The 22,256-nt window shown below is 42.5% G+C and carries 20 protein-coding genes; 10 read left to right on the forward strand and 10 right to left on the reverse strand.

The window, feature by feature from the left end:
- Positions 1-8: 8 nt before the first annotated feature.
- Together AC5YCI_RS02140 and AC5YCI_RS02145 are read right to left on the reverse strand one after the other, a co-directional pair.
- Positions 9-1,658, reverse strand: a complete 1,650-nt coding sequence (locus AC5YCI_RS02140; protein WP_496128533.1) for a carboxyl transferase domain-containing protein — start codon at positions 1,656-1,658, stop codon at positions 9-11.
- 70 nt (positions 1,659-1,728) lie between these two features.
- Positions 1,729-2,925, reverse strand: coding sequence for an isovaleryl-CoA dehydrogenase (locus AC5YCI_RS02145; protein ID WP_496128440.1), 1,197 nt, complete (start codon positions 2,923-2,925; stop codon positions 1,729-1,731).
- Positions 2,926-3,083: 158 nt separating this feature from the next.
- On the opposite strand from AC5YCI_RS02145, the gene AC5YCI_RS02150 reads away from it, so the two are divergent.
- The 4 genes from AC5YCI_RS02150 (at position 3,084) to AC5YCI_RS02165 (ending at position 7,043) form a co-directional block, all read left to right on the forward strand.
- Positions 3,084-3,719 (forward strand): TetR/AcrR family transcriptional regulator, encoded by a 636-nt coding sequence (locus AC5YCI_RS02150; RefSeq protein ID WP_496128441.1) that lies wholly within the window; start codon positions 3,084-3,086, stop codon positions 3,717-3,719.
- A gap of 68 nt (positions 3,720-3,787) precedes the next feature.
- Positions 3,788-5,479, forward strand: a complete 1,692-nt coding sequence (locus tag AC5YCI_RS02155) for an AMP-binding protein (RefSeq protein ID WP_496128442.1) — start codon at positions 3,788-3,790, stop codon at positions 5,477-5,479.
- 78 nt (positions 5,480-5,557) lie between these two features.
- Complete coding sequence (locus tag AC5YCI_RS02160) at positions 5,558-6,238, forward strand: class I SAM-dependent methyltransferase (protein WP_496128444.1); 681 nt, start codon at positions 5,558-5,560, stop codon at positions 6,236-6,238.
- Between the two features lie 7 nt (positions 6,239-6,245).
- On the forward strand, positions 6,246-7,043 hold the full coding sequence (locus AC5YCI_RS02165; RefSeq protein WP_496128445.1) for a thioesterase family protein: 798 nt from the start codon (positions 6,246-6,248) through the stop codon (positions 7,041-7,043).
- Between the two features lie 43 nt (positions 7,044-7,086).
- Here AC5YCI_RS02165 and AC5YCI_RS02170 read toward each other — a convergent pair whose 3' ends face one another.
- Together AC5YCI_RS02170 and AC5YCI_RS02175 are read right to left on the reverse strand one after the other, a co-directional pair.
- Positions 7,087-9,129: a TonB-dependent receptor plug domain-containing protein gene (locus tag AC5YCI_RS02170; RefSeq protein WP_496128446.1), complete on the reverse strand. Its 2,043-nt coding sequence runs from the start codon at positions 9,127-9,129 to the stop codon at positions 7,087-7,089.
- 107 nt (positions 9,130-9,236) lie between these two features.
- Positions 9,237-9,836 carry a TetR/AcrR family transcriptional regulator gene (locus tag AC5YCI_RS02175; protein ID WP_496128447.1) on the reverse strand — a complete coding sequence of 200 codons (600 nt, stop codon included), beginning with the start codon at positions 9,834-9,836 and terminating at the stop codon, positions 9,237-9,239.
- A gap of 568 nt (positions 9,837-10,404) precedes the next feature.
- On the opposite strand from AC5YCI_RS02175, the gene AC5YCI_RS02180 reads away from it, so the two are divergent.
- The 3 genes from AC5YCI_RS02180 (at position 10,405) to scpC (ending at position 15,008) form a co-directional block, all read left to right on the forward strand.
- Entirely contained in the window at positions 10,405-12,186 is a 1,782-nt protein-coding gene (locus tag AC5YCI_RS02180) for an acyl-CoA dehydrogenase C-terminal domain-containing protein (RefSeq protein ID WP_496128448.1), read from the forward strand.
- Between the two features lie 70 nt (positions 12,187-12,256).
- Positions 12,257-13,426 carry a thiolase family protein gene (locus tag AC5YCI_RS02185; protein WP_496128449.1) on the forward strand — a complete coding sequence of 390 codons (1,170 nt, stop codon included), beginning with the start codon at positions 12,257-12,259 and terminating at the stop codon, positions 13,424-13,426.
- A gap of 73 nt (positions 13,427-13,499) precedes the next feature.
- Positions 13,500-15,008, forward strand: a complete 1,509-nt coding sequence (scpC, locus tag AC5YCI_RS02190; RefSeq protein ID WP_496128450.1) for a succinyl-CoA:acetate CoA-transferase ScpC — start codon at positions 13,500-13,502, stop codon at positions 15,006-15,008.
- 49 nt (positions 15,009-15,057) lie between these two features.
- Here the strand turns inward: scpC and trmB are convergent, their stop codons facing one another.
- Complete coding sequence (gene trmB, locus AC5YCI_RS02195) at positions 15,058-15,774, reverse strand: tRNA (guanosine(46)-N7)-methyltransferase TrmB (protein ID WP_496175142.1); 717 nt, start codon at positions 15,772-15,774, stop codon at positions 15,058-15,060.
- Positions 15,775-15,892: 118 nt separating this feature from the next.
- On the reverse strand, positions 15,893-17,338 hold the full coding sequence (locus tag AC5YCI_RS02200; RefSeq protein WP_496128534.1) for a SulP family inorganic anion transporter: 1,446 nt from the start codon (positions 17,336-17,338) through the stop codon (positions 15,893-15,895).
- A 180-nt stretch (positions 17,339-17,518) separates the two neighbouring features.
- Here AC5YCI_RS02200 and AC5YCI_RS02205 point away from each other — a divergent pair, with 180 nt between their 5' ends.
- Complete coding sequence (locus AC5YCI_RS02205; protein ID WP_496128452.1) at positions 17,519-18,130, forward strand: glutathione binding-like protein; 612 nt, start codon at positions 17,519-17,521, stop codon at positions 18,128-18,130.
- 44 nt (positions 18,131-18,174) lie between these two features.
- Here the strand turns inward: AC5YCI_RS02205 and AC5YCI_RS02210 are convergent, their stop codons facing one another.
- From AC5YCI_RS02210 to AC5YCI_RS02220, 3 genes are all read right to left on the reverse strand, one after another.
- Positions 18,175-18,534: a DUF423 domain-containing protein gene (locus AC5YCI_RS02210; RefSeq protein ID WP_496128453.1), complete on the reverse strand. Its 360-nt coding sequence runs from the start codon at positions 18,532-18,534 to the stop codon at positions 18,175-18,177.
- 77 nt (positions 18,535-18,611) lie between these two features.
- Positions 18,612-19,481, reverse strand: a complete 870-nt coding sequence (gene rpoH / locus AC5YCI_RS02215; RefSeq protein WP_496128454.1) for an RNA polymerase sigma factor RpoH — start codon at positions 19,479-19,481, stop codon at positions 18,612-18,614.
- Between the two features lie 135 nt (positions 19,482-19,616).
- Positions 19,617-19,841: a sulfurtransferase TusA family protein gene (locus AC5YCI_RS02220; protein ID WP_496128455.1), complete on the reverse strand. Its 225-nt coding sequence runs from the start codon at positions 19,839-19,841 to the stop codon at positions 19,617-19,619.
- A 377-nt stretch (positions 19,842-20,218) separates the two neighbouring features.
- On the opposite strand from AC5YCI_RS02220, the gene AC5YCI_RS02225 reads away from it, so the two are divergent.
- Entirely contained in the window at positions 20,219-20,431 is a 213-nt protein-coding gene (locus AC5YCI_RS02225) for a cold-shock protein (protein WP_004648643.1), read from the forward strand.
- A gap of 94 nt (positions 20,432-20,525) precedes the next feature.
- The gene (rhlB, locus tag AC5YCI_RS02230; protein ID WP_496128456.1) at positions 20,526-21,677 is read left to right on the forward strand and encodes an ATP-dependent RNA helicase RhlB; all 1,152 of its coding nucleotides are present in this window, start codon (positions 20,526-20,528) and stop codon (positions 21,675-21,677) included.
- A 45-nt stretch (positions 21,678-21,722) separates the two neighbouring features.
- Here rhlB and AC5YCI_RS02235 read toward each other — a convergent pair whose 3' ends face one another.
- A complete protein-coding gene (locus tag AC5YCI_RS02235) occupies positions 21,723-22,100 on the reverse strand; it encodes a hypothetical protein (protein ID WP_496128457.1) in 378 nt (125 codons plus the stop codon).
- Positions 22,101-22,256: the final 156 nt, after the last annotated feature.

Consider the following 22,256-nt stretch of genomic DNA (forward strand, 5'->3'; position numbering starts at 1 on the left):
ATTCCCCCTTACATACGGAACACGCCAAATTTGGTTTCTTGAATCGGTGCATTGAGTGCTGCAGCTAAGCTTAGGCCTAAGACTTGGCGGCTTTGCGCAGGATCAATCACACCGTCATCCCAAAGACGTGCCGAGGCATAATACGGATGACCTTGTTGTTCAAACTGATCACGGAATGGTTGTTTAAATTGGTCTTCTTCATCGGCTGACCACTCTTCACCGCGTGCTTCAATTTGGTCACGTTTTAAAGTGGACAGTACGCTGGCCGCTTGTTCGCCACCCATCACCGAAATACGTGAGTTTGGCCATGTCCATAAGAAACGTGGCGAATAAGCACGGCCACACATACCGTAGTTGCCTGCACCAAATGAACCGCCAATAATTAAAGTAATTTTAGGGACATTGGCAGTCGCCACCGCCATTACTAACTTGGCACCGTGTTTGGCAATACCTTCGTTTTCATACTGGCGACCGACCATAAAGCCAGTGATGTTTTGAATAAACAGCAGGGGAATATTGCGCTGAGTGCACAGTTCAATAAAGTGCGCGCCTTTTTGTGCACATTCTGAGAATAAAATACCGTTGTTGGCAATAATACCCACAGGCATACCATAAAGCTCAGCAAAACCCGTCACTAAGGTGGTACCAAAACGCGCTTTAAATTCATCAAAACGTGAACCATCGACAATACGCGCAATCACTTCACGCACATCAAACGGTTTGCGTGTGTCACTTGGTACTACGCCATAGAGTTCTTCTGCAGCAAAGCGCGGTGGTTCAATTTGATCAAAAGATAGATTTGGTTTTTTATTCAGGTTTTTAACAATGTTACGCGCAATGGCAATGGCGTGTTCATCGTTTTCAGCCAAATGATCGGCAACGCCAGATAAACGCGTATGCACATCCCCACCACCTAAATCTTCAGCAGAAACGATTTCACCTGTTGCAGCTTTAACCAGTGGTGGGCCCCCTAAGAAAATCGTACCTTGGTTACGTACAATAATGGTTTCATCAGACATGGCTGGCACATAAGCACCGCCTGCGGTACAGCTGCCCATCACCACCGCAATTTGAGCAATACCCATGCTTGACATACGCGCTTGGTTATAGAAAATGCGCCCAAAATGATCACGGTCAGGGAATACTTCATCTTGCATTGGCAAGTAAGCACCGCCTGAATCAACCAAATAAATACATGGCAGATGATTTTGCTCGGCAATTTCTTGCGCGCGTAAATGCTTTTTCACGGTGAGCGGGTAGTAAGTGCCGCCTTTGACGGTGGCATCGTTAGCGACAATCATACAGGTCACGCCATTGACTTGACCGATACCTGCCACCACGCCTGCAGCAGGCACATCATCGGCATAGACTTGGTAAGCGGCCAATTGACCAATTTCTAAAAAGGCACTACCAGCGTCAATCAGTTGGTCAATACGTTCGCGTGGCAGTAATTTGCCACGGGCGATATGTTTTTCGCGGGCTTTTTCACCGCCACCTAAGGCAATTTTTTGTGCCATATTTTTTAGGTCAGCCACCAAGTTTTGCATTGCGGCTTGATTGTTTTTAAAGTCTTCGCTACGTACGTTAAGTTTGCTGCTTAATACATTGAGTTGATCGTGAGCATTTTCGCTGCGATTGAATTGACGTAATACATTCATCATAAACATCCTTGTATGTAATCTTGTTGTTGTATTGGGGAGGATGTGGGCACGGCTGTGCCCAAAAGCATTATTTGGTTTCGTTAAACAGTTCGCGACCAATCAGCATACGGCGAATTTCTGAAGTGCCAGCACCAATTTCATACAGTTTGGCATCACGCCATAGACGACCGACTGAATATTCGTTGATGTAACCATTACCACCTAAGGTTTGGATCGCTTCACCTGCCATCCATGTGGCTTTTTCTGCGGCATATAAAATGGCACTGGCAGCATCTTTACGTAGGCTGCGGCTATGATCGGCTTTGTCACATTCAGCACCTACAGCATATACCAGTGCTTTACAGGCCAACCATGTTGAATACATATCCGCGACTTTGCCTTGCATCAGTTGGAATTCACCTAAGGCTTGACCAAATTGTTTACGCTCATGTAAATACGGAATCACGCTGTCCATGCAGGCATCCATAATGCCAAGCGGGCCTGCGCTTAACACCGCACGTTCATAATCTAAACCGCTCATCAGCACTTTAACGCCATTGCCCACACCGCCCATGACATTTTCTTTAGGTACTTTGACGTTATCAAAAAATAATGGATAGGTATTTGAACCACGCATACCCAATTTGTCTAAATGCGTGCCGTGACTAAAACCTTGCATGCCTTTTTCAATAATAAAAGCGGTCATGCCTTTAGGCCCAGCATTGATGTCCGTTTTGGCATATACCACCAAGACATCAGCGTCACCACCGTTGGTGATCCACATTTTTGAGCCGTTTAATACATAATGATCGCCTTGATCATCGGCACGTAATTTCATGCTTACCACATCTGAACCAGCATTTGGTTCTGACATCGCTAAAGCGCCCACATAGTCGCCAGAGATTAATTTTGGTAGGTACTTTTGTTTTTGTGCTTCTGAACCATTACGTTTGATTTGGTTAATACATAAATTGGAATGCGCACCATAAGACAAACCAATGGCAGCAGAGGCACGGGATACTTCTTGCATCACCACAATATGCGCCAAATATCCTAAGTTTGAACCACCGTATTCTTCACTCACCGTTAAGCCGTGTAAGCCCATGTCACCCATTTTTTTCCATAAGTGCGCCGGGAATTCATTGTCGTGATCTACGCTTGCAGCAAGTGGGGCAATTTCTTTGGCACAAAATGTTGCCACAGAATCGCGTAAAGCCAGTAAAGTATCATCCAAACCGAAATCAAGTGTCTGTAGACTAAGTTGTAACGGAATATGTGCGTTCATGTTGTTCATCCTGAATTTGTATTTATTTTTCCCAAATCACTTGGTGAAAGCCGTTGTTTTTGTGCTTTTAAAACTAACATACAATGTTTTTTTGAAAAAGTGAATATAAATTCACAAATTGATTTAAAATTCACTTTTGTCTTGTTGAGAATTAAATTATGAGTTATAAAAGATCATCATTGATGCAAGAACGCATGGAGCAAAATCGTGCTGCGATTTTACAGTCCGCGCGGGAATTGATTGCACAAGGTGGACTAAAAGACGCACAAATTCAACCGATTGCAGAGCGAGCGGGCGTTTCAAGTGGCTTGGTATATCGCTATTTTGAAAATAAAAGTCAGGTCTTAATTGAAGTGTTGTCGGCGGCAATTTTGTATGAGATTGAGATTTTAGATTCAATTGCCAAACGTCAAGATTTATCTGCAACACAGAAATTACATAAAGCAGTCACAACTTTTGTAAAACGTGCCCTCAATAGTCCACAACTGGCTTATTCGCTGATGTTTGAGCCGATTGATCCATCGGTGGAGCATGAGCGTTTTCGCAGTAAGCAGTTGCTCAAACAGAGTATTAAGGAGATTTTAGCCGAAGGGAAAGTCAACGGTGAATTTGGATTTGAAGATTTAAATACCGCTGCATTATGCGTTGTTGGAACAATGACCTTTGTAGTGATCGAACCTTTAAATCCGTCACGTAATATGTTGTTTGATCAAAATTATAAGGATTACTTTGTCAAACAAATCGCTGATTTTTGTTTAAATGCGGTGATGTTAGAGGAAGAAAGCCGCGTTTAAATTCCACACAACGGTTTGTGGGCAAAGCATAAAAAACAAAATTAAAAAGAATCAAGGAGAATGATTCAATGACACAAGTCCGTTTAAGTTATGCCTATGGTGCAAGTGGTCAGCCGCTATTAGGCACAACCATTGGTGAAAAGTTTGACCAAGCCTGTGCCGAATATGCCGAGCAGGATGCTGTGGTGAGCGTGCAGCAAAATATTCGCTTAAGCTACAAGCAGTTGCAACAGCAGGTGAATGCCTTTGCTTGTAGCTTACTCAAATTGGGCCTAAAAAAAGGCGATCGCTTGGCGATTTGGTCACCCAATTGTGTAGAGTGGACCATTACTCAATTTGCGGCATTTAAAGCCGGTATTATTTTAGTGAATCTCAATCCTGCTTATAAAAGCAGCGAACTTGAATATGTGTTAAATAAAGTCTCTTGTGTAGGCTTAGTCATTGCACCTGCGTTTAAAACTTCAGATTATCAAGAAATTCTGTGTAAGATTGCCCCAGAACTCTGCAATTCTAATGAAAAAATTCTTTCAAGTAGTCGTCTGCCGTACTTAAAGCATGTCATTAAAATCTCAGATGAACAGCAAGGCGCGATTCATCGTTTTAGTGACTTATTGGCTGCGCCAACTGATCAGCAGCTTGCAGAACTTGAGCAAATTTCCAGTGAATTACAATTTGATGAAACCATCAATATTCAGTTTACCTCAGGGACTACTGGTAATCCTAAGGGCACTATGCTGACCCACAATAACATTTTAAATAATGGTTATTTTGTTGGAGAAGCGATTCGTTTAACCCCACAAGACCGTGTTTGCATTTCGGTACCGCTGTTCCATTGCTTTGGTATGGTGATGGGCAATCTCGCCTGTATTACGCATGGTTCAACCATGGTTTATCCATCGGGTGTGTTTAACCCTTTGGCCAGCTTACAAGCCATTGAGCAAGAAAAATGTACTGCAGCCTATGGTGTGCCGACCATGTTTATTGCCATGCTCGAGCATGAGCAATTTGAAGAATTTGATTTAAGCAGTTTACGTACTGGCATTATGGCGGGTAGCCCATGTCCGCGTGAAATTATGCAACGTGTGATTGAACGCATGCATATGCATGAAGTGACCATTTGCTATGGTATGACTGAAACTGCACCGGTGAGTGCACAAAGTGCTGTCACCGACAGCATTGAACAACGTGTGGGTACCGTGGGACGCGTGCATCCGCATATTGAAATTAAGATTGTGGATGAGCAAGGCAAAATTGTACCGCGTGGTGGCTTGGGCGAGCTGTGTGTCCGAGGTTATTCAGTGATGCTCGGCTATTGGGAAGATCAAGACAAAACCTTTGATGTGATTGATAAAGCCCGTTGGATGCATACCGGTGATATTGCTTCTATGGATGATGAGGGCTTTATTAAAATCAAAGGCCGTATTAAAGATGTGGTGATTCGGGGTGGCGAAAACTTATTCCCCAAAGAAATCGAGGACTTCTTATATACCCATCCTGCGGTAATGGACGTGCAAGTGATTGGTTTGCCTGATCCACGCTATGGCGAGGAATTGTGTGCTTGTATTATTTTGCATGAAGGCGAAAGTTGCAGTGAAGAAGCGATTCGTCAATATTGCAAAGAGAATATTTCGCATAACAAAGTCCCGCGTTATGTACGCTTCTTTGATGAGTTCCCGATGACTGCATCTGGTAAGGCACAAAAATTTAAACTCCAAGAGTTGATGCGCCAAGAACTTAATTTGCTGGAAGATATTGCTTAACTAAGTGTGCCCACGATCTTCGGATTGTGGGCTATTGTCGAATTGCCAATGTAAGTAGACCTGTATTAAGGAGTAAAGGTGGCTAAGGACTTTCACCATCCTAAAGTAGTTGCCGGTTATGATGAACATATCCGCAAACTGATTCCCGGCTATGAGCTGATGCATGCACAGGTACGTGCCGTATTTCGGGTTCATTTAGCTGCAGATGCACACATTTTAATTGTGGGTTGTGGCACGGGCTATGAAATTGGCTATCTGTTGCAACATTTTCCCAAACTGCAAATCACCGCAGTTGATCCATCTTTGACCATGCTTGAACACGCCAAAGTTTATACCGAGCATCTGAATGCATCTAAACAAATTAACTTTATTCATGGTACGGCTCAAGATTTAGACACAACAATACAATTTGATGCCGCCTTAAGTCTTTTAGTCGCACATTTTATTAGCAATGAAAATAAGGCACAATTTTTCCGCGAGATTTATCAGCACTTAACACCCAATGCATTGTTGATGACCTATGATTTACTGTTACATGCTGAAGATTACGAACTCAATATTCTACAGTGTATCTGTCAAGAACAAGGTTTAAGTCTCAGTCAAAGCCAGCAGATGTTGGCCCGTTTAGAGGATGACTTTGGTTTAATCACACCGCAAGGTTATCGTGATGCCTTACAACAGGCGGGTTTTCAACAGATTAAAACTTATATGCAAGTGATTAATTATTTTGGATTTCTAGCAAAAAAAATAACAGTATAGGGTAGTTATGTCAGCGTATTATCAATTAAAACAACGTGAACATTTACAAAATGGGACACTCATTTCCCATTATCAATGTCAAATTCATTGCCAAGGGGCGTGGAATCCGCATGAACAACATATGGCGCCTGCTGGTGGGATTCTAGCGCATGAATTGGCGCATTTTAATCCACGTCCTGAGCTTCGAATTGGGCGTATGAGTTATGATATTTTAGGTCTGATTCCCTTTGGTGAATTTTCGATTCAGACTCAAGTAATTCGTGGTGGTAAAACCATTGAATTGCTTGAAGCCACCATGCTGGCCAATGGACGTGCCTGTATTGTGGCACGGGCTTGGCGTATGCAAACTCAAAATACCCAGTCTATTGCAGGACTTGAAGATGGTTTTGTCACGCCACCTGAACAATTACCAGTATGGGATGGCATGAAATGTTGGCCAGGGGGTTATATTCAAAGTATTCAAGCACGTGCCGCTGCAGACCGCCGTGCCGGTCAAGGCATTGTGTGGCTCAATACCCAAGTGGATATGGTTGAGGGCGAAAAAACCTTAGATTTTGTTAAACTCATGGGATTAATAGATACCGCCAATGGCGTGGTACCGCGCGTCGAACCCGGACAAGGTTGGGCTTTTCCGAATCTAGATTTGCAAGTGCATTTATATCGTCAGCCACAAGGGCAATGGCTCGGTTTGCAAGCCACGCAGCAATATGGCAGCGATGGGATTGGTTTAACCAGTAGTGTCTTACATGATGAACTGGGGCCTTTTGGTCGCAGTGAGCAAATCTTAACCTTACGTGCCATGTAAAAAAAACCGAAGCGCTTGCTTCGGTTTTTTAAAGGCTAAAGGCTTAGAATTTTTTTTCAACACTCAGCAATACACTTGGAATGGCTTCATTGCTACGCGCTTGATAAAATTCACCATTGTCTTTATAAAGACGGGTTTTATAGTCGGTACTTAAAATATTACGTGCACTTAAAGTGGTTGCCCAACCATCTTGGAAGCGTTTGGTGGCACTAATATCCACATTGACGCGCTCATTGGTGTTTTGTACATAGGGCTGATTATCTACAGGACGGCTAAATGCAGGGGTGTAGTTGACATTCATACTGGTCGCCAACTGCCACGGCTGATAATTATATGAGACACCGGCACTGGCAGTATACGGTGCCACGCCACTGGCTAAACGCTCACCACCATTATCTAAATCAATTTTAGCGCGTACTGTTGAGACTTGACCATTGACCATAAAGGAATGGCCGGCTTCAGTTTGCTTAATGGCATAACGACCAGACAGCTCCATGCCGTAGGTGGTGGCACTATTTTGGTTGGTTGGACGCTGCACGTAGCGACCATCTTCTAAATTCACTACACGTTCGATGTAATCATCCACTTTACGGTAATAACCGGTTAAGTTGATGCCACCTGCAGCCGTGTTAAAACCTAATGTCGATTCAAAAGCATTGATCTGTTCAGGTTTTAAGAAGGGATTACCACCACGGTCGGGGTTATTTAAGCTACCAGCATCGGCATCGGTTGAATAGGAAATGGTTGGTAATAGGCTATTGCTATTGGGGCTACGGAAGGCCTGACTTAAATTGGTTTGTAATGACCATGCTGGAGTAAAATCAAAACGATGTGCCAGAACCGGGCTGAGATGAGAGTCGCTATAATCCACTAAACCTGAACGCTCTAACCATTGCTGGCGCGCACCTAAGGTCACGGTTTGACGCTCGGTAAAGCGCCATGAACCTTCTAAATAGGCAGCATAACGCTGTTCATCTAAAGTTTGGTTTTGATTGCTGTCCAGTTCATTGCTTTTTACATCAAAACCAAATTTGATTTGTTGTTTGGGATTAAATTTGCGTACCCCATCATAGGCAATACCATATTCATTGACCTGTTCCTGAATATTTTCGGTGCCACGACTTGAGCGGGTAATTTCGGTTTCGTCTTGTTGTTCAAGGCTGAGACGGATTTTATCTGAGTTGCCGCCATCTTTACGTTCATAACGGGTGTTTAAGCGAATACTTTCGTTGTCATCGGATTGCACAGTCCGCCCGTTATAGCCGTCATTTTGATGTTGACGATAAAAAATTTCCGCCACAATTTTTTGTTGATCATCAATTTCATATTCAGCACGCGGGGTGAGCATCAAAGATTTACGTTCATTAACACGTTTTTGTTGTACCACGCTTTCACCGGCATTTTGAGTATTGCTGGTGGTTTGCGTCTCATCAATGCTGTGGTTGGCAGATACGCTATAAATCCATTGATTGGTGCGGCCATCGGCCTGCAGGCTTAAGTTTTTACGTTCTTCTTCACGCGAATCTGATTCGGCAAAACCATAACCTAGGCGTACACTGCCATTAAGACGGGTGGTATCTAAAGGTTGTTTTAGAATAATATTAATCACCGCAGAACTTGCGACGGAAGCTTGCGCCACACTCGGTTGTTTGACAATTTCAATGCGTTCGATCATGTCAGGGGTTAAAGTGTCAACAATTGACATGCCACCACGCGGGCCACCTTGCACAGGTTCACCATTGATTAAAAACACCGGTGCACCGCCACCCCGAAAACGCATGCCGCCTGCGCCACCTGCACCACGCGGCCCTGGTCCTGATGGCATTTGAAAACCTGCCGCACGGCGCAGCGCATCATTGACGGATTGATCACCATATTGCAGCATTTCTTCACGGCTAATTATAGTTTTGGCCACAGCACTAATGTCTAGGTCGGCCTTGGCTTCAGCTTGGGCGCCAAAAGTTAAGGTCTCCAAGGTTTGCACTGGCAGACTTGCGGTATTTATTGTGTCTGCCATAACAAAGCTACTGCATGTAAATAAAGCCAAGCAAAGTGCGCTATAAGATAAGCCTAGAGATTTTGTCATTGTCCGTGCCCCATATTTTAATTGCGCAGAGTCTAAAATAAAATTATGGAGAAAATGTGCGCGCTATAAATAAAAGCCAAAAAAATGCTGCCCCGTGGCAGCATGCTTTAAGACACTTTATCTGGAATCATCAGTGCTTGATTAATATACAACTTAATTAGACGTTCCCGCGAGCCAATGGCTTTTTGATAATGAGTGGAATTCAAGAGCAGCGATGCCCCATAGGTCACGGTCCAAATATAAGACAAATAATCACGAATCGACATGGCGCTATTTAAGGATTTTAAATATTCACCAGTCATATCTTTAATCGATAAAATTCGCTGCTCACGTATCTCATACAGCTCTTCAAATAGACTTTTTAAGCGACGCTCGTTATTGGTTAAGCGTTCTTCAATTGAGTGCAGCAAGATCGTACGGTTCGAGTTGAGCATGTTGTATAACATATACTGCGACACATAAGTCTTGATGTTGGCTTGATGGGTTTTAGAAATGTCGAGTAAACGGCGCTCATTTAAAATAATCAATTCTAAATACAGCTGATTTTTACTTTTAAAGTGTTTGTAAATGGTGCCTTTGGCGATATCCAGTTCAGAAGCCAATTCCCCGAGGGTAATATCTTGATTGTTATCTAATAACAACTTTTCTGCCATGCTTAGAATTTTTTCTTTTCGAAGCAAAAAGTTTTGCTGGCGCTCTGAATTCATCTTCTTCGTTCCATCTATACAATCAAAACAACAAAGGCAACTTAAACTACCTCTGCCTCAATGCACATTACACCAAAGTCTTGAATTTGCCTAGTAAATGAACAATTGAAAACTGTTATAAATCATATTTTTAGACATAGCCTTATTTAAATGTCAAGCAAGGAAGACTCATGAGGTCAATCGTTTCCAATTGCCGCATTTTTATTTTATTGTCATTGCGTTTTCTAAGATTAGTTTATACAAAAATAACCAGTAAATTGGCTTTAAAAAAATACTGTAATTTGTATAACAATCTGAAACTAAAAGAATTGAATAGATAAAGAATGCAAGATGAATCTTGTGAATATTCAAATCTTTCAAGTATGGACTTGATCAAAAAGCCGATTCAAGCCATGCAAAAGTTACGGTGTTGCAGCCTGCGTACGATGTGCCAGCTGAATGCCACCTAGTAAAGGGATGTCATGAGAGTGTCAAAAATGAATTTGATACTTAAGCTCTTAGGGAATGCGAATCATGCAAGACCTGCTTTGCTTGCAAAGCAGTTTAATTTTAGTTAAGGAAAGTAACGATGCCGATTTATAATGCACCACTAAAAGACATGGATTTTATCTTAAATGACGTATTTCAGGCAGAACAGTTCTGGCAAAGTACTGAACAGCTCGCGCATTTAGATCAGGCAACAGCCAATGCAATTTTAGAAGAAATGGCAAAGTTTTCCAAAAATGTCATTTTAGATTTAAACCGCTCAAGCGATGAAGAAGGCGGTGCACAATTTAACAATGGTGTAGTCACAACTCCTAAGGGCTTTAAAGAAGCATTTGAACAATATGCACAAGGTGGCTGGATTGGTCTAGGTGCATCTGAGGAGTGGGGCGGTCAGGGCATGCCAAAAATGCTGACCGTACTTGCCGATGAAATGATTTGGGCCACCAACCCGTCATTTATGCTCTATCCACTGCTTACTGTGGGCGCGGGTATGGCAATTGACCAAGCAGGCACACAAGCGCAAAAAGAAGCGTATTTACCAAAATTCTATACCGGCGAATGGTCAGGCACCATGTGCTTAACTGAGCCACACTCAGGTACAGATTTAGGCATTATTAAAACCAAAGCTGAACCCAATGAAGATGGTTCATACAATGTAACGGGTACTAAAATCTTTATTACCAGCGGTGAGCATGACCTATGTGAAAACATCATTCACTTAGTCTTGGCCAAAACACCGGGTGCACCTGCGGGTTCACGTGGTATTTCGATGTTTATCGTGCCTAAATTCTTAGTCAATGAAGATGGTTCTTTAGGCGAGCGTAACACGGTTGCGGCAGGTTCAATCGAGCACAAAATGGGGATTAAAGGCTCTGCGACTTGTGTGATGAACTTTGATGCTGCTAAAGGCTACATGATTGGTAAAGAAAACGAAGGCCTAGCAGCGATGTTCATTATGATGAACTATGAACGTTTATCTATGGGGATCCAAGGTATTGGTGCGGCTGAATATGCTTATCAAAATGCCGCGCAATACGCAACGGATCGTCTACAAGGTCGTGCTGCAACGGGTGCGCAATCTCCTGAAAAACCAGCTGATTCTATTTTAGTGCATGCGGATGTACGCCGTATGTTATTAAACGTACGCTCGAATAACGAAGCATCTCGTGCATTTGCCGCCTATGTAGGTCAGCAACTGGATATCACTAAATTCTCAACTGATGCAGAAGCAGTGAAAAAAGCCAATAACCGTGTTGCGCTATTAACGCCAATTGCAAAAGCGTTCTTAACGGATAAAGCCTTAGAGTCAACTTTAGAGGCGCAAATGTGCTTTGGTGGTCATGGTTATATCCGTGAATGGGGTATGGAACAGTGTATTCGTGACTTACGTATTTCACAAATTTACGAAGGCACCAACGGTATTCAAGCACTAGATTTAATTGGTCGTAAAACCATTAAAACCAGTGGCGCTTTCTTGGCTGAATACCTAGAGGAAATCCGCGCATTCGCCAATGGTCTAGACGACAGCTTGAGCATTAAAGCGGTAACCTTAGATATTGCTGCACAAACTGAAGAATTAACCCAATTTATTGTTGAGCAATCGAAACAAAATCCAGATTTATCAAGTGCAGTTGCGGTTGATTACTTACATGCAGTGGGCATGATGAGCTTTGTGTACATGTATGCACGTATTGGTGCAGCAGCACAAGGTCAAACAGACAGCTTCTACCAAAACAAATTGGCATTGGCACAGTACTACAGCAATAAAGTCTTAGCTGACTTTGCTGCGCGTGTACAACGTGTCAAGAGTGGGACAGATGTCATGATGGACTTCTCAGCAGAATACTTTACTGCTCAGTCTTAATTTTAGCGCCATATGAAGGTATGTCAGGAAGGACGGCATACCTTCTGAAATCAGATAGGATATAAAAACAATGATCGTAATTGTAGATGCAGTTCGTACTGCTATGGGTGGCTTCCAAGGTTCACTTTCATCGCTAAGCGCACCAGAATTAGGGAGTGTAGTGATTAAAGAAACTATTCAACGTGCCGGTATTGCTGCCACAGACGTTGATGAAGTGATTTTTGGTTGTGTGTTACCTGCAGGCTTAAAACAAGCACCTGCACGTCAAGCCATGCGTTTAGCGGGTGTACCTGACAAAGTGGGTGCCACCACGATTAATAAAGTCTGTGGTTCAGGCATGAAGGCTGTCATGCAAGCCGCAGATGCGATTAAAGCGGGCAGTGCCAATATCATCATTGCAGGTGGTATGGAATCGATGAGTAACGCGCCGTATTTACTTGATAAAGCACGTGGCGGATTACGTATGGGTCACGGTAAAGTGATTGACCATATGTTCCAAGATGGCCTAGAGGATGCTGAAACAGGTCTGTCGATGGGTGTACTAGCGCAAGAAATGGCGGACAAAAAAGGTTATACCCGTGAACAGCAAGACGCTTATGCGATTGGTTCATTAAACAAAGCAGTTGATGCAGTTAATAACGGCTACTTTAAAAATGAAATTGCTGCCGTGACGGTATCTAGCCGTAAAGGCGATGTGGTGGTTGAGCAAGACGAACAACCATTTAATGCCAAAATTGATAAAATCCCGACGCTACGTCCGGCATTTAAAAAAGATGGCACAATTACCGCAGCCAACTCAAGCTCAATTTCAGACGGTGCATCTGCACTTGTGGTAACTTCTGATGTAGTGGCTAAAGAAAAAGGTTTAACACCACTAGCGCAAGTGGTGGCCTACGCAACCAATTCGCAGCATCCAACAGAATTTACCATTGCCCCAGTCGGTGCCATTGAAAAAGTACTTAAACAAGCGGGTTGGAGTGCAGAAGAGGTTGATCTGTGGGAAGTGAATGAAGCTTTTGCGATGGTGGCGATGGCTGCGATTGATGGATTTAACTTAGACCCAGCAAAAGTAAATATTAGTGGCGGTGCATGTGCGCTCGGTCATCCACTGGGTTCTTCAGGTTCACGTATTATTGTGACGCTGATCCATGCCTTAAAACGCACGGGCGGCAAAAAAGGTGTTGCTGCCTTATGTATTGGTGGTGGTGAAGCAACAGCTATTGCGGTGGAATTACTGTAAAACCCATGGACATAATCGTTGCGCGATGCCGCAACGATGGATAACAACAAGTTTGATTTTGAGAAGAGCTAACATGACCCAAGGTTTAGATCGCGTTCGTTGCACCGCGTTACATGACAAAATTGTTTCAGTAGAGCAAGCTTTAGATTTGATTCAAGATGGCGCCGTAGTGGGTGCAAGTGGTTTTGGTGGTGCCGGCGATGCCAAAGCGATTCCTTTAGCATTAGCGCAGCAAGCCAAAGTTAAAAATATTACTTTTGCCACAGGTGCCAGTTTAGGTAACCAAATTGACGGCAAATTAGGGGCCGCGAAAGTCATTTCACGTCGTTTACCGTATCAAGCCGATCCAAGCTTACGTAAACAAATTAACAATGGCGAAGTTGCATATACAGACATGCATTTATCGGGTCTTGCCGATAAAATGCGTCATAAAATGCTGCCAGCGCCACAAGTGGCTGTGGTCTCTGCTATTGCTATTACCGAAGATGGCCTGATTATTCCGACCAATTCCTGCGGTAACTCAGCACAATTTGTTGAGCTGGCTGATCATGTCATTGTGGAAATTGATTTGACCTCAAATCCAATTTTAGAAGGTTCACACGATATTTACGTGCCGCCAAGCCGTCCAGCACGTGGTCCTGTGCCTTTAATCAATGCACAAGATCGTATTGGTACCATTGGTATTCAAGTAGATCCTGCTAAAATTTCTGCCATTGTGATGAATGATGTGCCTGATACCACATTTGATATGGCGGATGCGGATGAAGAAACATTAGCCATTGCCAAGCATTTGGTAAACTTCTTTGAAAACGAAGTGGCCGAAGGTCGTTTGCCTGAGAATTTAGGTCCACTACAATCAGGTGTGGGTTCAATTGCCAACGCCGTGTTTGCCGGCTTTGAACATTCTAACTTTAAAGATTTAGTCATGTACTCAGAAGTGCTACAAGACTGTACTTTTAAATTGATTGATTCAGGCAAAATGATCTTTGCTTCAGGTTGTTCTATGACCTTGTCACAAAGTACCAATGATTATGTGATGGCAAACTTTGGAAAATACAAAGACAAGATTGTAATGCGTCCGCAGGATATTTCAAACAACCCAGAAATTATCCGTCGTTTAGGGATTATTGCGATTAACACCGCACTTGAGTTTGATATTTACGGTAACGTCAATTCAACCCATGTCACGGGCACAAAAATGATGAACGGTATTGGCGGTTCAGGCGACTTTGCCCGTAATGCGCTCTTGTCTATTTTTGTGACCAAATCGATTGCTAAAGCGGGTGCAATTTCATCGGTGGTGCCAATGGTCAGCCATCATGATCACACCGAACATGATGTAGATATTTTAGTCACTGAGCAAGGTTTAGCAGATTTACGTGGTTTATCACCTCGTGAACGTGCGCGCGCCATTATTGATCACTGTGCGCATCCAGATTATCGCGATGCATTAAACGATTATTATGATCGTGCGGCACAACAAGGTGGTCATACACCACATATTTTAACTGAAGCGTTAAGCTGGCATGCACGTTTGGTTCAAAACGGACATATGCTACAAAAAGAAGCTGCAACTGCTTAATGTTTAAATAAAAAAGCCTCCCTTGGGAGGCTTTTTTATTGCAGTAAAATTAGTTAATTTTCTTAAATAAGAAATCGTTAATTTTATGACCTTCTTCTAAGCCACGACGTTCAAATTTGGTTTGTGGACGCCAATCTGGACGTGGGTAGCTGTTGCCTTTACCCGCCATATTTTCTAAACGTGGACGGTTGTCTAGGACATCCAACATCCATTCTGCATACGGTTCCCAGTCAGTGGCTGAGTGGAAGGTGCCGCCCAATTCCAATTTTTGCTCAACCAATGGCATACGGTCATGTGAAACAAAACGACGTTTAAAGTGACGCTTTTTCTGCCATGGATCTGGGAAGTACAATTGTACCGCGTTAATGCTATTGTCTGGCATTTCACGTAACACCTGAATCGCATCGGCATCAAGCAAACGTAAATTGGTTAAACCTGCCATACCTGCTTCATAGACGCACTGTGCAATACCTGGTACGTGCACTTCAATCCCCACGTAGTTACGTTCTGGATTGGCTTTGGCCATTAATACCAATGAACGACCCATACCAAAACCAATTTCTACCGTTAAAGGACGGTCTGGATGTTCAAAGTGCTGACGCAAATCACCTGCAGGATATTCCAAAATTAAATGACCATATTGTTCAAGCGCAGTACGTTGCGAAGTATTCAGCGGCGTTGAACGACGCATAAATGTCACAATTTCACGGTGCTCATTTAAGTTTTCGAGCTCAATGACTGGCTGCTCTAATTGATCGTTTGACATAATTTTGGCAAATCTAAAATAAATCGAATGCGGTATTTTAAGTCCTCGTGTCTACAAGTCAAATATTTTCATACCCCAAAAAAAACGCCCATGATTGGGCGTTTGCTTTTATGGCTTTTTAAATTGCATTAAAACGATCGATCAAACGACTAGAGGCTTCATTTAAGCCAATCACTTTCACCTCAATATTGCGTTGCTCAAATTTGGCTAAGACTTTATTGAGCATCCCCACCGAAGTCACATCCCAAATATGTGCTTGAGTTAAGTCAATTTCAACCTGTTTAACGCTGTCATGAAAATCAAAAATGTGAAAGAAACGTTCAGCACTGCTAAAGAACACTTGACCTTGAATCGTATAGCGGCGTACGCCATGAGTTAAGGTTTGAGTCACTTGCAGGCTATTCTCCAATTGCTGAATAAAAAACAGTGCAGAAATTAATACCCCCACAAATACCCCAAGGGCTAAATTATGGGTCAAGAGCACGACCAACACCACAGCCAGCATGATGATATTAAACTGGCGAGGATGCTTAGAAAATTGCTTTACTGCACCCCATTGGAAGGTGGTCAGAGCCACCATCACCATGATGGCCACCAATGCAGCCATTGGAATATAAGAGAGCCAGTCTTTAAAAAACACCACCAGACACAGTAAAAAGATCCCAGCCACCAGCGTTGATAAGCGCGTGCGTGCGCCTGAGGAGACATTAATAATCGATTGACCAATCATCGCGCAGCCAGCCATACCACCCATAAAGCCACTTACAATATTGGCATAGCCTTGTCCACGGCACTCCTGATGACGATCACTTTCGGTCTGGGTCATTTCGTCAACCACAGTGGTGGTCATCATGGTTTCTAATAAACCCACCGTGGCCAGTGTCAGGGCATATGGGAAAATAATTTGAAGGGTGTCTAAATTAAGCGGAAGATCAGGCACTAAAAAAATCGGTAGCGTATCGGGAAATTGGCCTAAATCACTCACCATACGGATATTTCCGCCCAAGAGTAGTGCAAGCACACTGAGCACGATAATACAAATCAGTGGTGAAGGAATCAGTTGACCAATTTTAGGAATACGAGGAAACAGATAAATCAGTACTAAGCCCAAACCCATTAGGCTCAAGGCTAAGCTATCCATGTGTTGTATTTCTGGCACTTGTGCCACAAAGATTAAAATTGCTAAGGCATTTAAAAAGCCATACACCACAGCTTGTGAAACAAAACGCATGAGTTTTGCTACTTTAAAATAGCCTGCAATCACTTGGATCACACCAGTTAAGATGGTGGCTGCCAATAAATACTGCAAACCATGTTCTTTAACTAAGGTAATCATCAGTAAGGCCATTGCGCCCGTGGCAGCAGAGACCATAGCAGGACGGCCACCTAAAAAAGCAATACTGACTGCAATACAAAATGAAGCATATAAACCCACTTGTGGGTCTACGCCAGCAATTGCGGAGAAGGCTATGGATTCAGGAATTAGAGCTAAACCCACCACCACGCCTGCCAAAACATCACGACGAATATTTGAAAACCATTGCTCTCTTTTTAGGCTAATCACAGCATCTTTCATCAAACTTTAAAGATGCTATGGTAAAACAGCTTTATTGCAAAAAGCACCCATGAATGACTTGAAAAATCTGTCAATTTCCCTGATAGTCAGGGAGTGTCATGTATCAAGCTGCACGATTGGGCCTGATAAATGCTTAAATTAAAAAAAAGTACAAGGATTAGATCAAAGATGAAACTTTATTATGCACCTGGTGCATGTTCTTTAGCAGCACATATTATTTTAAATGAAATTAATGTTGACTTTGATTTAGTACGTGTGGATTTAAAGACCCATCAGACCGAAAAAGGTGTGGATTATTATCAAATTAATCCAAAGGGTTATGTACCCGCTTTAGAAATTAACCCCGGTCTGATTTTAACGGAAATTGTGGCAATTTTACCGTTTTTAGCCCAACATGATCCAAAACAAGATTTAATTCCACCTTCAGGCTTTGGGCGCGCCAAAGTGCTAGAATGGCTGGGGTATTTAAACTCAGAACTGCATGATGCCTATGCGGTATTTTTCCAAGGTGAAATTGATGACGCTGCCAAGAAAAAGGGCTATGCAGAAATTGATCGTTTGTTGACCTATGTGGAAAAACAAATTGCGAAAGAAGAACATGAATATTTAGTAGATGATAATTTTGGTCCAGCGGATGCCTATTTCTTTGTACTGACCAATTGGTCAAAAACCATTGGGCATGACTTGAGTCCATATCCAAATGTATTGGCGTTACGAAAAAAAGTCCGTCAACGTCAATCAGTGGAAATCGCCTTACGTGACGAAGGCTTAATTAAATAATTCAGTTTTGCTTTGAAAAGGACGCTTTAAGCGTCCTTTTGATTTTAAAATTTACGTGCTTTCCAAGCCAAATTTAGCCATCCCGCAATTATTAAAGCACCACCGATGGGTGTAATGGCACCAAAACCACGAGGTAATCCCAATGCCATTAAATACAGTGACCCACAAAACAGTATAATCCCCATTTGAATCAGCACAAAACTACGTTTGATATTGAGCTGGGGTAAAACACGCATGATCACAGCAATGAGCAATAAAGCTAAAGCATGATAAAAAAAGTAATCAGTTGCAGTGTGCCACCATGTTAACTGTGCTTCACTAGCACGCGTTTTTAAGCCATGCGCCCCAAAAGCACCTAACATGACGGCCAGCGCTAAATTCAGCGCAGAAATTGTCATCCACATATTGTTTATCACGTTACCAAAAGCCTGACGCTAGCATACCATTAGGACATTAAAAAAAGGGCGATTTCGCCCTTCTTTTAATTCGATGACATGGCCACTTTAATTTTTTCCATGGCATTTTTTTCAAGCTGACGAATACGTTCTGCTGAAACGTTATATTCGGCTGCCAGCTCATGTAAGGTAGACTTATCATCATCTAACCAACGACGTTGTAAGATGTTGCGTGAACGATCATCGAGCTGTTCCATTGCTTCATGCAAAGCTGAAGTACTTTGCTCTTCATAATCTTCATCTTCAGCTAAACGTGCTGGGTCATAACGATTATCTTCTAAATACAATGCTGGTGCGACATGGGTTGAGCCCTCATCATCGTCATCGCCTTGTGCTTCAAAAGCGGCGTCATAAGCCGTTAAGCGTCCTTCCATTTCCAAGACTTGTTCAGGTGTGACATTTAAGTCATTGGCAATTGACCGCGCTTCATCTAAAGTCAGTTTTTTACTGGATTTTTTTAAACTGCGTAAGTTAAAGAACAGTTTACGCTGAGCTTTAGTGGTGGCAATTTTTACAATTCGCCAGTTACGAATCACGTATTCATGAATTTCGGCTTTAATCCAATGCACGGCAAATGACACCAAACGTACGCCCATATTGGGGTCAAAACGTTTGACTGCTTTCATGAGGCCTAAGTTGCCTTCTTGGATTAAGTCACCTTGTGGTAAACCATAGCCAGCATAACTGCGGGCAATATGTACGACAAAGCGTAGATGCGACATGACCAGCATTTTTGCTGCGTCTAAATCTTGGTCGTAATAGTAGCGTTCTGCTAACTCTTTTTCTTGTTCGGCGCTCAGAATTGGAATTTGATTAACAGTACTAATATAAGCACCAAGATTAACGCCGGGCGCTGATAATGACAGGGGCATCAATTGATTGCGGCTGTCACTCATGGGTACTCCTTATAAGACAATCAGTCTTTGCAATGGTTTTATCTTAAAGCCAATTGTCTTCATCATTAAGGACAATTGGGTAGAGATATGTAACCTCGTCTGCACATTTAAGCGCTTAATTTTAATTGAAAACAATTAAGATTCAATGTGGTAATGGAATTCTTGTTCAGAAATTTTGATCATTTCACACTGCAACTGATGCACATGACAATAGCGACTGACATCGGTGTTGGAGTGTGGGTCTGAAGACTTTAATAACCATTGGCCATGCGCTTGTTTTTTTAAGGCACGTTTTAACATCAAAAGTGGCATAGGGCAGGGTTGACCCATGGCATCGATCACGTTAACGGTGTCAGACATACACATCTTCAAATCTATAAAAACAAGGGCTAAATATTAGCAAATTTAATGCCAAAGCCCAACCTAAAAAGCAGAACTTTTATGGCGCATGCTTTGTAAGATTTGGGCGTTAAAAGCGCCTGATTAAAATCATATAAATCAAAAAAAATCTACCAATCAGTAACAAGCCATGGTAAGCTCGATGGCGTTGAGGATGTATTACAACAAATAAAAATTGTTTTAAACACCGCTCTACAAGTGGATGTACCGGGATTTTGTTGATAGTTTTACAGAATGATTACAAGCTTAGAAATAAAAAATGTTTTTAACTTGTTTGCTCTGCTGTTTGCAACACCGGGTGGTCCTTCTTTTGAAAGAACTAAATTGAGGATTAACTTATGACAGCTCGTGAACAAGGCGTTGTGAAGTGGTTTAACGATACTAAAGGCTTTGGCTTTATTCAACGCAATGGCGGTGACGATGTATTCGTTCATTTCCGTGCAATTCAAGGCGATGGCCACCGTTCACTTCGTGACGGTCAACGCGTAGAATTCAGCGTAGTAAAAGGTCAAAAAGGCTTCCAAGCGGAAGAAGTACAACCTTTAGACTAAGCGATTTCGCTTGACGCCGAAACGCTCCAATATCTATTGGGGCGTTTTTTGTTTATAATGCCCTCGTGTGTCCATTTTCAATTAGAGCAACTCTATGTCAGCTGGTTTTGAAACCTTAAATCTCCATCCACAATTGAAACAGGCGATTGATGCCCTTGGCTTCCAATCTATGACCCCAATTCAAGAAAAGGTTTTAAAATTTACTTTGGCAGGTCATGACGCCATTGGTCGTGCACAAACCGGCACAGGCAAAACTGCCGCGTTTTTAGTCAGTGTCCTCAACGACTTATTAAATAACCCCATTACGACACAACGTTATCGCGGTGAACCGCGTGCCTTAATCTTGGCACCTACGCGTGAGCTCGCTCTGCAAATTGAAAGCGATGCCAAAGAGTTAACTCAATTTACCAATTTAAATTTGGTGACTTTATTGGGCGGAGTGGACTTTGATAAACAAAAAGCCCAGTTGGACGCCAATTTTGTTGACATTATGGTGGCAACACCGGGTCGTTTAATTGATTTAGTAGAACAAAAAGAAGTTTGGCTGGATCAAATTGAATTTTTAGTGATTGATGAAGCTGACCGTTTACTTGATATGGGCTTTATTCCATCGGTAAAACGAATCGTGCGTTATTCACCACGTAAAGAGCAGCGTCAAACCTTAATGTTCTCAGCAACCTTTAGTTATGATGTACTCAATCTGGCGCAGCAATGGTTGTTTGAACCCATAACGGTTGAAATTGAACCTGAGAAGAAAACCAATGCCGATGTTGAACAACGGGTGTATATGGTGGCTAAGTCAGACAAATATAAACTGTTGCAAGAAATTTTACGTGATGAGCCGATTGAAAAAGTCATGATCTTTGCCAATCGTCGTGATCAAGTCCGTAAGCTCTATGATCATTTAAAGCGAGATGGTTATAAAGTGGTAATGTTGTCGGGTGAAATTGCCCAAGACAAACGCTTAAAAATGTTGGATCAATTTAAAAATGGTCAACATAACATCATGATTGCCACGGATGTGGCGGGTCGTGGGATTCATGTTGATGGTGTATCACATGTGGTGAATTTTACTTTGCCTGAGCAATCTGATGATTATGTACACCGTATTGGTCGTACAGGGCGTGCGGGAACGCGCGGTGTAAGTATTAGCTTCTTATCTGAAGATGATGCATTTTATTTACCGGAAATTGAAAAAGCCATTGGGCAAAAATTACCGTTAACCCGTTTAGAGGGTTATTGCTAAAGCTTTTAAAAAACCGCTCGATTGAGCGGTTTTTTTTGCTTTTACTTATTGGCTACGACAGGTAAAGGTTAGCACTGTTTGGTAATCATCGTCTCGTGATAAACCTGTGGCTTTACCGGCTAGCCCGCCAATCACATCAGCTGCTGCCTGAATCACTTGTCCGGTTTTTTCATTGACGACACCTTTTAAGGCACCGTTATAGCTACTTTGCTCATTGACCAAAATTGGACTGGCTTTAGAGCCGCAAGTTTTGCTCGCTGCAGTAATGGCATTATTTTTAGCAATGATTTGGCTTTTACCTAACCCAGTGACTTCATACTGATTATTGGCATTTTGAATTGCTAAAGAGGTGGTGGGCTGTGAAGCACAAGCCGTCAAGAGAGCTGCACTACATGCAATAGCAGCAAGATGAAGCATTTTCATGGTGGATTTTCCTTTACAATGCAATTTTTGGCTATTGCAGCATATTCCAATAGATAAAAGTGCAAGGGCTTGTATAAAAATTGCAATGTTAAGGCCGCTTAAAGCATCAGATGGATCATGCGGTGATGTTGTATATAAAGATCAAGCAAAAACAGT

It is taken from the genome of Acinetobacter sp. CY17 (assembly GCF_059515825.1).